Genomic DNA, 9,489 nt, shown 5'->3' on the forward strand with positions numbered 1-9,489 from the left:
CCGCGACCCCCTGCGTGACAGGCAGGTATTCTAACCGACTGAACTACCGCTCCACTGTTCCCGCTGGGGGAACGAGGCGCATATTACGGTTTGCCTCCGGACTCGTCAACGCTTTTTCTCACGTTTTGAATCGTTTGCTGCAAAATTCACCCAAACGATGATTTTACAGGCATTCCGGCCCTTTTTCAGGCCCGCCACATGCAGCTTCCGCCTTTCTTCTGCACTAAATCAAGACGGGATTCATGGTTAAGTAACTCTTCATCATTGGCTAAAACCACTCGCAAACGACTGGCCTGGCGAACAACGCGTTGAATCCCCGCTTCCCCCTGCGTCTGCTGCGATTCATTTTCCATGCTGAACTTCATGGACGTCTGACCACCGGTCATCGCCAGGTAGACATCCGCCAGGATCTGGGCATCGAGCAATGCGCCGTGCAACGTTCGCTTGGTGTTATCTATTTCATAGCGAGAACAGAGCGCATCCAGGCTGTTACGCTTGCCAGGAAACATTTTCCTTGCCAGCGCCAGGCTATCGGTCACCTTACAGAACGTGTTCGTTTTCGGAATATCACGATGGAGCTTACTGAACTCATAGTCCATAAAGCCGATATCGAACGACGCGTTGTGAATGATAAGCTCGGCGCCTTTGATATATTCCAGAAACTCGTCTGCCACTTCCGCAAAGGTCGGTTTATCCAGCAAGAACTCATCGGCGATACCGTGCACGCCGAACGCTTCTGGGTCCACCAGCCGGTCGGGTTTGAGGTAGACATGGAAGTTGTTCCCCGTAAGACGACGGTTCACCACTTCAACGGCACCGATCTCGATGATCTTGTGCCCTTCGTAGTGCGCGCCGATCTGGTTCATACCGGTGGTTTCGGTATCGAGGACAATCTGGCGAGTAATTGCAGTGCTCATAGCGGTCATTTATGTCAGACTTATCGTTTAACTGAACGTTTCAAATACAGGAAGTCTACCAGAGATGCGTAAACAGGTAGAAATTTTCACCGATGGATCTTGCCTCGGCAACCCAGGGCCTGGCGGTTATGGCGCGATTATGCGCTATCGTGAGCATGAAAAAACTTTTAGCGAAGGCTATTTTCTGACCACCAACAACCGCATGGAGTTGATGGCCGCCATTGTGGCGCTGGAAGCGCTAAAAGAACACTGCGATGTGGTGTTGAGCACTGACAGTCAGTACGTACGCCAGGGGATCACCCAGTGGATCCACAACTGGAAAAAACGCGGCTGGAAGACGGCAGACAAAAAGCCGGTCAAAAACGTCGATCTCTGGAAACGTCTTGATGCTGCGCTGGGCCAGCACGAGATTAAATGGGAATGGGTTAAAGGTCACGCAGGCCACCCCGAAAACGAACGTTGTGACGAACTGGCACGGGCGGCGGCATCCAACCCCGCTCATGAAGACACAGGCTATCAGCCCGAATCCTGATCAGGGTTTTCTGTACTGCCGCGTGGCGCCCACGGTCTGGCGAATGGGCGATTTCGATTTACTCTGCTTCATCGGATTAAGCGTAAGGGGGATGGTCCGCTTACGCGCGACAATAAATTGCATGCAGCCTAATGCCGGCAGATGGGTGCTCAGAACAACGCCCCCCTGCCGCGCCCAGGGAAGTACCTGAAAACCGCCCGAGCAGAGCACCTCAAAATTCAGCAGTGAAAGCCAGTCAAGCTGGCGCATCATCGTGAACATCCTGCTGTTATACGGCGGTGTCCGGCGAAGCACCGGAACCAGCTTGCGCAGCCCCATCAGACTCAGCGGATTGAACCCGCTGAGTATCAGCCAGCCATCATCAATCAGGACGCGGTCGGCCTCGCGCAGCAGGCGATGAGGATCGCTGCACCAGGGCAACGTGTGTGCCAGCAGGCAGGCATCAACGGACTTTTCCGCAAACGGCAGATGTAAAGGATCCGCTTTCACCTGAACCGGCGATGCGCCAAGAGAGACATTAACCTGATGTGAGATAGCGCAGCTTTCGGTATTGATTTCCGCGCTGAGATTGCCAATCTTAAGCAAGTGAAAACCATACATTTTCGCGAGCCAGGGTTTAAGCTGCTGTTCCAGGTTCTCGCGATAGTATTCACCCCAGGGCAATTCGGCCCAACGTTCAGGTGCCGGGACAATCTGAGGTATCCTTGCCGGTTTCATCAACACACCCACCACGCTATAAGAGGTAATTTATGAATCTTATCAGTATTCCCGCCTTTCAGGACAATTACATCTGGGTTTTAGTCGATGACGAGCGTCGGTGCGTCATTGTCGATCCTGGAGAATCGGCTCCCGTATCAGACGCGATAAAAGAGAACGGCTGGCAACCAGAGGCCATCCTTCTGACCCATCATCATAACGATCACACCGGCGGCGTTGCTGACCTTCGTGCCCAATTCCCGCATCTGGTGGTTTACGGACCGGCAGAGACACAAGATAAGGGAACAACGCAGGTAGTCGAAGAAGGTGAAAATATCCTCATAGGCGAGTGGGAGTTTTCTGTATTTGCTACACCAGGTCACACTTTGGGACATCTTTGTTTCTACAGCAAACCTTATCTTTTTTGCGGCGACACGCTGTTCTCCGGCGGCTGTGGAAGACTTTTTGAGGGCACCCCAGCCCAGATGTACCAGTCATTACAGAAGATTAGCGCATTACCTGACGATACCCTTATTTGTTGCGCACATGAGTATACATTAGGAAATATGAAGTTTGCGGCGAGCATCTTGCCAGAGGATCGGGCGATTCAAGATTATTATCACAAAGTGAAGGAGTTACGTGCAAAAAACCAAAAAACACTCCCCGTAATTCTGAAAAATGAGCGTAAAACTAATTTATTTTTACGAACAGATAATATTGATTTAATTGATGAAATTAACAAAGAAACAAATTTGTCACAACCAGAACAACGATTTGCATGGTTAAGGTCAAAGAAAGATAACTTCAGATAATTGCGGGTTGCCTTTTCAAAATTTCGCCGTTATCATCGCTCGTCTTTTAAGCAACTATTGACACACACATGAAGGCAAAAGCGATATTACTCGCCTCTGTCCTGCTTGTAGGTTGCCAGTCGCAGAACGGCAGCAACGTACAACAGCACGCACAGAGCCTTTCTGCAGCTGGTCAAGGGGAAGCAGGGAAGTTTACAAGTTCAGCGCGATGGATGGACGATGGGACGTCTTTCGCACAGGATGAAGACTTGTGGACCTCTATTGGCGACGAGCTAAAGATGGGAATTCCGGAAAACAACCGGATTCGCGAACAGAAGCAAAAGTATTTAAGAAATAAGAGCTATCTCCACGATGTAACTTTACGGGCAGAGCCGTATATGTACTGGATAGCCGGGCAAGTTAAGAAACGTAACATGCCGATGGAGCTGGTACTCCTACCCATAGTGGAGAGCGCTTTTGACCCACACGCGACGTCTGGCGCCAATGCCGCAGGCATTTGGCAGATCATTCCGAGCACCGGGCGAAACTATGGTTTGAAACAGACCCGCAACTATGATGCGCGTCGTGATGTTGTCGCTTCAACGACAGCCGCTCTCGACATGATGGAACGTCTTAATAAGATGTTCGACGGCGACTGGCTGTTAACGGTCGCAGCGTATAACAGTGGCGAAGGTCGTGTACTGAAGGCAATGAAAGCGAATAAAGCACGGGGTAAATCCACCGATTTTTGGTCGCTCTCACTGCCACAGGAAACGAAGATTTACGTACCGAAAATGCTGGCATTGAGCGATATTCTCAAGAACAGCAAGCGTTACGGTGTACAACTGCCAACACCAGACGAAAGTCGTGCACTGGCGCGTGTTCGCCTCAGCAATCCGGTTGATATTCAACAGGTTGCTGATATGACGGGTATGTCGGTAAGTAAACTGAAAACCTTTAATGCTGGCGTTAAAGGCTCAACGCTGGGGGCCAGTGGTCCGCAGTATGTAATGGTTCCGCAGAAACATGCTGAGCAGTTACGTGAGTCTTTAGCATCGGGTGAAATTGCCGCTGTTCAGTCAACACTGATCGCGGATGCATCATCCGTGAACAGCCGGAGCTATAAGGTTCGGTCAGGTGATACGCTTTCGGGCATTGCCTCACGTCTTGGCGTGACGGCAAACGATCTGCAGCAGTGGAATAATCTGCGCAGCTCAGGCCTGAAAGTGGGTCAGACTCTGACGGTGGGTGCAGGTAACAGTGCACAGCGTCTCGCCAGCAACAGCGATAGCATTACCTATCGTGTGCGTAAAGGTGATTCACTGTCCAGTATCGCAAAACGACACGGCGTAAATATCAAGGATGTGATGCGCTGGAACAATGATACTGACAATCTGAAACCAGGCGACCAGCTGACGTTGTTTGTGAAAAACAGCGCCACGCCAGACTCCTGATGACACGACCTAACGATAAAAAGGCACCGATTCCCCTCGGTGCCTTTTTTCTTTACTCTGCTTTTTGCGCTTCAGCCATGATGGTATCGCTGGTAAATGATCCATCATCCTGCAATTCAAAGTACGCCTTCACTTCCGCTGACGCACTATCCTGATACAACCGAATGGCCTGGCTTAACGCTTCCGGCGTGCGCATACGGGCAATCCACGAGCTGAACTCCAGCGGCAAGCGGTCCGTTATCAATGCACGTGTGATCAGCCCCGCTTCAGTAATCAGCGCTAACCACTCCCCGCTGGAGTAGTTTTGCACATGCGAGGTGTCGCGCAGCGCTTCAACCGTTTGCAGCCAGATATTACGCACCGGATGTCCCGGCGACATCACATCCATAATGATAAAGACCCCGCCCGGCTTCAGAACGCGTTTAACTTCACGTAATGCCTGGCCGACGTCATGCCAGTGATGGGCAGAATAACGGCTGATAACAACTTCAAATGAGGCATCTTCAAAGGGTAAGGATTCGGCATAGCCCTGACGCGTTGCGATGTTGTTCAGCCCTTTGGCTTTTGCGGCCTCTGCAACCACCTCCAGCATCTGACTGGATAAATCATAGGCCGTGACCTGCGCCACCTGCTGTGCTGCCGTGAAGCTGGCATGCCCGGCACCACAGCCTAAGTCCAGGACGTGCGCGTGCGGCACTGCCGCCAGGCGTTCACCGAGACGGACCAGATCACGGCCAGACGCGTGCACGGCACTGCTCAGATAAGCATTTGCCTGGGAGCCAAACTGTTTTTCTACGTTGTCATGATGGGAGTGTGTTGTTGTCATCGTACTGTCCTTTTGTTGTTTAAAATAAAGGGCAGCACCCGAATGGCCTGCCCCACGGCAGACCTGACATACCATTATTTATCAGGTTTGCCGGGACTGAATTCAACGAGTAGAGGATTGTGATCGGAGGCACGCGTCACCAGAACAGAGGCGTCGTGAACGTTCAGACCACGATAGAAGACAAAATCGAGAGGACGACCAAACGCTTTCTTGCGCTGGTCATCGCTAAAACGAACTTCACGCAGCGACATTTCGCGTGCAAAGCGATACAGCGCATTCATGCGCGGACGGCTCCAGGCATTAAAATCCCCGGCCATAATGATGGGCCCGCTGTGATGGGCGATCTGGTCACCGATCGGAAGTAACTGCTTACTATACACATCCACGCCCAGGCTGAAGTTGACCGCGTGGATATTCACAACCATCAGCATGCGCGTGTCCGGCAGCGGGTAGACCGTTACCAGCGCCGATTTCGCCAGACGCAGAATCGGCTCGCGTTCGCGCAGCGGGCAGCAATAGACCGGATGAGCCGAAGAGAGGGTCATCACGCCAGAAGGATGTTGCGGCAAGACAAACGCGGGAACCTGGTCAGCAGCAAGGTAGTGAGTCGTAGCAAACCTTACCAGCTCGGGGGTGGTTTGCGCCTCCTGCAACAGCACCAGATGGGCGTCTTTCCCAAAATTCTTGAGTACCGATAACCACTCAGCGCGCTGTTGTTTAAAGATGTTCCACACCAGCACCCGGATTTTTTCATCGCTGCTTAAGGGTGTCCCGGCAGGTAATGCCTGACTTATGCTCGCAAACGACCCCGGAGGCAAGATCCTCTCCGCGGGCATTCCGGCAACATAACGCATGGCATAGGTATTTTTTCGCACTTTTGGAAACGGCCTCTGTAACATGAACCAGCCCGGAAAACGGACTGGTTCTAATGTTATAGGGACTTTAGGTTACACTTTCAACGCAATTTCAGATAAACCGCTTTCCAGTTTTGTAAGCAAGCACTTACTGATGTTATCCCAGCACTACACGAGCGGGTTTATCAAGGCGCCCACTCAGGCTAATCAGCAGGAAAGCGACCAGAACAATCACCGCACCAATCCATGGCGTTTGGGTTAATCCGAAATGTTCAACGGTTTGCCCACCAATGATAGAACCCAGCGCAATCCCAATATTGAACGCGGCAATATTCAGGCCCGATGCGACATCTACCGCGTTGGGTGTATAAAGTTCGGCTTTTTGTACCACGTAAACCTGCAGGCCTGGCACATTACCAAAGGCGAAGATCCCCATCACCAGTACCGTTATCAGCGCGGCGTATTGCATCGATGCCGTGAACTGGAAAATCATCAGCAGAACAACCAGTGCTGCGAAGATAAACTTCAGGGCCGGCACTGCACCATGTTTGTCCGCAAGCTTCCCTCCCCAGATATTACCGATGGCGACGGAGATACCATACCCCAGCAAAATCCAGCTCACTGCACTGGGTGAGAAGCCTGCCAGGTCCTGCATCATCGGAGCCAGGAAGGTGAAAGCCGTGAATACTCCCCCATAGCCGAGCGCTGTGACGGCGTAGATGATCAGCAAACGCGGATGCGTGAGTACCTTGAGCTGATCGCTCAGGCTGGCACTCGCACGTCCTGCAATCGTCGACGGTACCAATAGCAGGCTGGCAACCAGGGCAATCACCCCCAGTAAAGAGACGGCAAGGAAGGTTTCGCGCCAGCCAAAGTGCTGTCCGATAAACGTTCCTAACGGTACACCGGTGACAAGGGCGACGGTCAGACCACCGAACATAATCGCGATGGCGGATGCTGCTTTCTCTTTTGGTACCAGGCTGGTTGCAATAGTTGAACCAATGGAGAAGAACACACCGTGAGCGAGACCGGTCAGCAGCCGGGCAATCACCAGCGTGGTGTAGTCCGGCGCCTGCCAGGCCAGAATATTGCCAGCGGTGAATAACACCATCAGCGCAACCAACAGCGGCTTACGCGGGAAACGTCCCGTCAACGCGGTCAGGACGGGGGCGCCGATGGCAACCCCGAGCGCATAGATAGAAACCAACAGGCCGGCAGAAGGCAGCGAGATTGAAAGCTGGTTAGCTATCGTAGGCACCAGTCCTACGATAACAAATTCGGTCGTGCCAATTGCAAAGGCACTGATCGTCAGGGCAAGTAGCGCCAGTGGCATAAATAACTCCATATCATCAGGATTAAGATGACAGGCAGTATGCGCCAGTGCTTAAATAACAAAAATGGTCAAAATATCAATAGAATTTTGCAGGTGGTGCAACAATGAAAGCAACGTCGGAAGAGCTGACAATTTTTGTCGCCGTCGTCGAAAGCGGCAGTTTTAGCCGTGCGGCCGAGCAGTTGGGGCAGGCTAATTCAGCCATCAGCCGCTCGGTGAAAAAACTGGAGATGAAGCTCGGCGTCAGTCTTCTCAACCGAACGACGCGTCAGCTAAGCCTGACGGAGGAAGGCGAGCGTTACTTCCGCCGTGTGCAGTCCGTCCTGCAGGAGATGGCGGCGGCAGAAACAGAGATTATGGAAACCCGTAGCACGCCACGCGGATTGCTGCGCATTGATGCGGCAACACCGGTTGTTCTTCATTTTCTGATGCCGCTGATCAAGCCTTTCCGCGAACGCTATCCGGAGATGACGCTCTCGTTAGTTTCCTCAGAGACGTTTATCAATCTCATCGAGCGGAAAGTGGATGTGGCGATCCGGGCCGGCACCCTGACCGACTCGAGCTTGCGGGCCCGCCCTCTTTTTGCCAGCTACCGCAAGATAGTCGCGTCACCGCAATACATCGCAGAGCATGGCAAACCAGAGACGGTTGAAGAGCTGAAGCAGCACCTGTGCCTGGGCTTCACGGAACCCGTATCGCTGAACACCTGGCCTGTGGCCTGTCATGATGGTCAACTGCATGAAATCACCAGTGGGTTATCGTCCAACAGTGGAGAAACGCTGAAGCAGCTTTGCCTCGAAGGAAATGGGATCGCCTGTTTGTCGGACTATATGATTGATAAAGAAATTGCACGCGGTGAGCTTGTAGAGCTGATGGCAGATAAACGTCTGCCTGTGGAGATGCCTTTTAGTGCAGTTTATTACAGTGACAGAGCGGTAAGTACGCGCATACGCGCCTTTATCGATTTCCTGAGCGAACATATAAAAACAGCTCCCGGGGGAGCTGTGTGAGGGTTTCAGGCTACAGAGGAAAGGGTCAATATTAATCCCAGTCAGGTGCCAGACCTTCAGGGCTGACCAGACGATCGTTGCATTCCAGGGCAGCGATCGCTTTTTTGTCTTCGTCGTCCAGCTGGAGATCCCTCGCTAACAGGTTGCTGGCCAGGTTTTCACGTCGGGTTGAAGAGGGGATCACGGCGTAACCTTCACCCATCGCCCATGCCAGAATCACCTGTGCAGCCGTTGCGCTATGTTTTTCTGCGATACGATTAATCACGTCATCTTTCAGTGCCTTACCGTAGGCCAGGGTCATATATGAGGTGATGTGGATGCCGTGCTGTTTTGCCCAGTCCACGACTTTGCGGTTTTGCAGGTAGGGAGAGAGTTCAATCTGATTGGTTGCAATGTTTTCTGCCCCCACGGCGGCTATGGCTTTTTCCATCAGCGGGATGGTGAAATTAGAAATACCTATTTCACGCGTTAAGCCCTGCTCTTTCGCTTCGAGCAATGCCTGCATGAACTCCTCGACTGACACGGCATCGTTCGGTGATGGCCAGTGGATCAACGTCAGATCCACATAATCGGTACGCAGTTTTTCCAGGCTCTCTTTCAGGCTGGGGATCAATTTGTCTTTGCTGAGGTTTTCAGTCCAGATTTTGGTGGTGATGAAAAGCTCGCTGCGCGCTACGCCGCTCTCTTCGATAGCCTGACCAACGGCAGCTTCGTTATCATAAATCTGCGCCGTATCAATTGCGCGATAGCCAAGTTCAAGTGCAGTTTTAACGGATGCGATAACAACGTCGTCTTTCAGGCGGAAAGTGCCCAGACCCAGTGCAGGGATAGTCATGTAATCCTCGTTATTCATAATGATTGTTAACTGAGGAGGATTATCGCTGCTGCCGTTATGCAGAAAAAGAGCGTTTAACGCAGAGGATTTTTGCTGATTTGGCAATAATGATACGACAGATATGAAAAAAGCCCTGAGCGTTAACTCAGGGCTTTTAATAAGTGGCGGAACGGACGGGACTCGAACCCGCGACCCCCTGCGTGACAGGCAGGTATTCTAACCGACTGAACTACCGCTCCAC

General features: G+C 52.1%; 10 protein-coding genes and 1 tRNA gene. 4 read left to right on the plus strand and 7 right to left on the minus strand.

What is annotated here, in order from left to right; translation table 11 throughout:
- Positions 1-185: 185 nt before the first annotated feature.
- On the minus strand, positions 186-917 hold the full coding sequence (gene dnaQ, locus QLG09_RS21910; RefSeq protein ID WP_047356240.1) for a DNA polymerase III subunit epsilon: 732 nt from the start codon (positions 915-917) through the stop codon (positions 186-188).
- A 31-nt stretch (positions 918-948) separates the two neighbouring features.
- Here dnaQ and rnhA point away from each other — a divergent pair, with 31 nt between their 5' ends.
- Positions 949-1,449 (plus strand): ribonuclease HI, encoded by a 501-nt coding sequence (gene rnhA / locus QLG09_RS21915; protein ID WP_226778004.1) that lies wholly within the window; start codon positions 949-951, stop codon positions 1,447-1,449.
- On the opposite strand, the gene QLG09_RS21920 is transcribed toward rnhA, so the two are convergent.
- Positions 1,450-2,166 (minus strand): class I SAM-dependent methyltransferase, encoded by a 717-nt coding sequence (locus tag QLG09_RS21920; RefSeq protein ID WP_020882800.1) that lies wholly within the window; start codon positions 2,164-2,166, stop codon positions 1,450-1,452.
- Positions 2,167-2,198: 32 nt separating this feature from the next.
- On the opposite strand from QLG09_RS21920, the gene gloB reads away from it, so the two are divergent.
- Positions 2,199-2,957 (plus strand): hydroxyacylglutathione hydrolase, encoded by a 759-nt coding sequence (gene gloB / locus QLG09_RS21925; RefSeq protein WP_282489403.1) that lies wholly within the window; start codon positions 2,199-2,201, stop codon positions 2,955-2,957.
- 68 nt (positions 2,958-3,025) lie between these two features.
- On the plus strand, positions 3,026-4,390 hold the full coding sequence (mltD, locus tag QLG09_RS21930) for a murein transglycosylase D (RefSeq protein ID WP_014168738.1): 1,365 nt from the start codon (positions 3,026-3,028) through the stop codon (positions 4,388-4,390).
- A 52-nt stretch (positions 4,391-4,442) separates the two neighbouring features.
- On the opposite strand, the gene QLG09_RS21935 is transcribed toward mltD, so the two are convergent.
- The 3 genes from QLG09_RS21935 to QLG09_RS21945 all read right to left on the minus strand — a co-directional run bounded on the left by QLG09_RS21935 (position 4,443) and on the right by QLG09_RS21945 (position 7,403).
- On the minus strand, positions 4,443-5,216 hold the full coding sequence (locus tag QLG09_RS21935; RefSeq protein ID WP_049022729.1) for a class I SAM-dependent methyltransferase: 774 nt from the start codon (positions 5,214-5,216) through the stop codon (positions 4,443-4,445).
- 74 nt (positions 5,217-5,290) lie between these two features.
- On the minus strand, positions 5,291-6,091 hold the full coding sequence (locus QLG09_RS21940) for an endonuclease/exonuclease/phosphatase family protein (RefSeq protein WP_025205128.1): 801 nt from the start codon (positions 6,089-6,091) through the stop codon (positions 5,291-5,293).
- A 136-nt stretch (positions 6,092-6,227) separates the two neighbouring features.
- Complete coding sequence (locus tag QLG09_RS21945; RefSeq protein ID WP_020882804.1) at positions 6,228-7,403, minus strand: MFS transporter; 1,176 nt, start codon at positions 7,401-7,403, stop codon at positions 6,228-6,230.
- 104 nt (positions 7,404-7,507) lie between these two features.
- On the opposite strand from QLG09_RS21945, the gene yafC reads away from it, so the two are divergent.
- Positions 7,508-8,413, plus strand: a complete 906-nt coding sequence (gene yafC / locus QLG09_RS21950) for a DNA-binding transcriptional regulator YafC (protein ID WP_014168734.1) — start codon at positions 7,508-7,510, stop codon at positions 8,411-8,413.
- A gap of 31 nt (positions 8,414-8,444) precedes the next feature.
- Here yafC and dkgB read toward each other — a convergent pair whose 3' ends face one another.
- Both dkgB and QLG09_RS21960 read right to left on the minus strand, forming a co-directional pair.
- Positions 8,445-9,248 (minus strand): 2,5-didehydrogluconate reductase DkgB, encoded by an 804-nt coding sequence (gene dkgB / locus QLG09_RS21955; protein WP_032679648.1) that lies wholly within the window; start codon positions 9,246-9,248, stop codon positions 8,445-8,447.
- 162 nt (positions 9,249-9,410) lie between these two features.
- A tRNA-Asp gene (locus QLG09_RS21960) sits at positions 9,411-9,487 on the minus strand.
- Between the last annotated feature and the right edge of the window lie 2 nt (positions 9,488-9,489).

The sequence above is a fragment of the Enterobacter sp. V89_11 genome, assembly GCF_029967775.1.
In the GTDB taxonomy this organism is placed as follows: domain Bacteria; phylum Pseudomonadota; class Gammaproteobacteria; order Enterobacterales; family Enterobacteriaceae; genus Enterobacter; species Enterobacter ludwigii.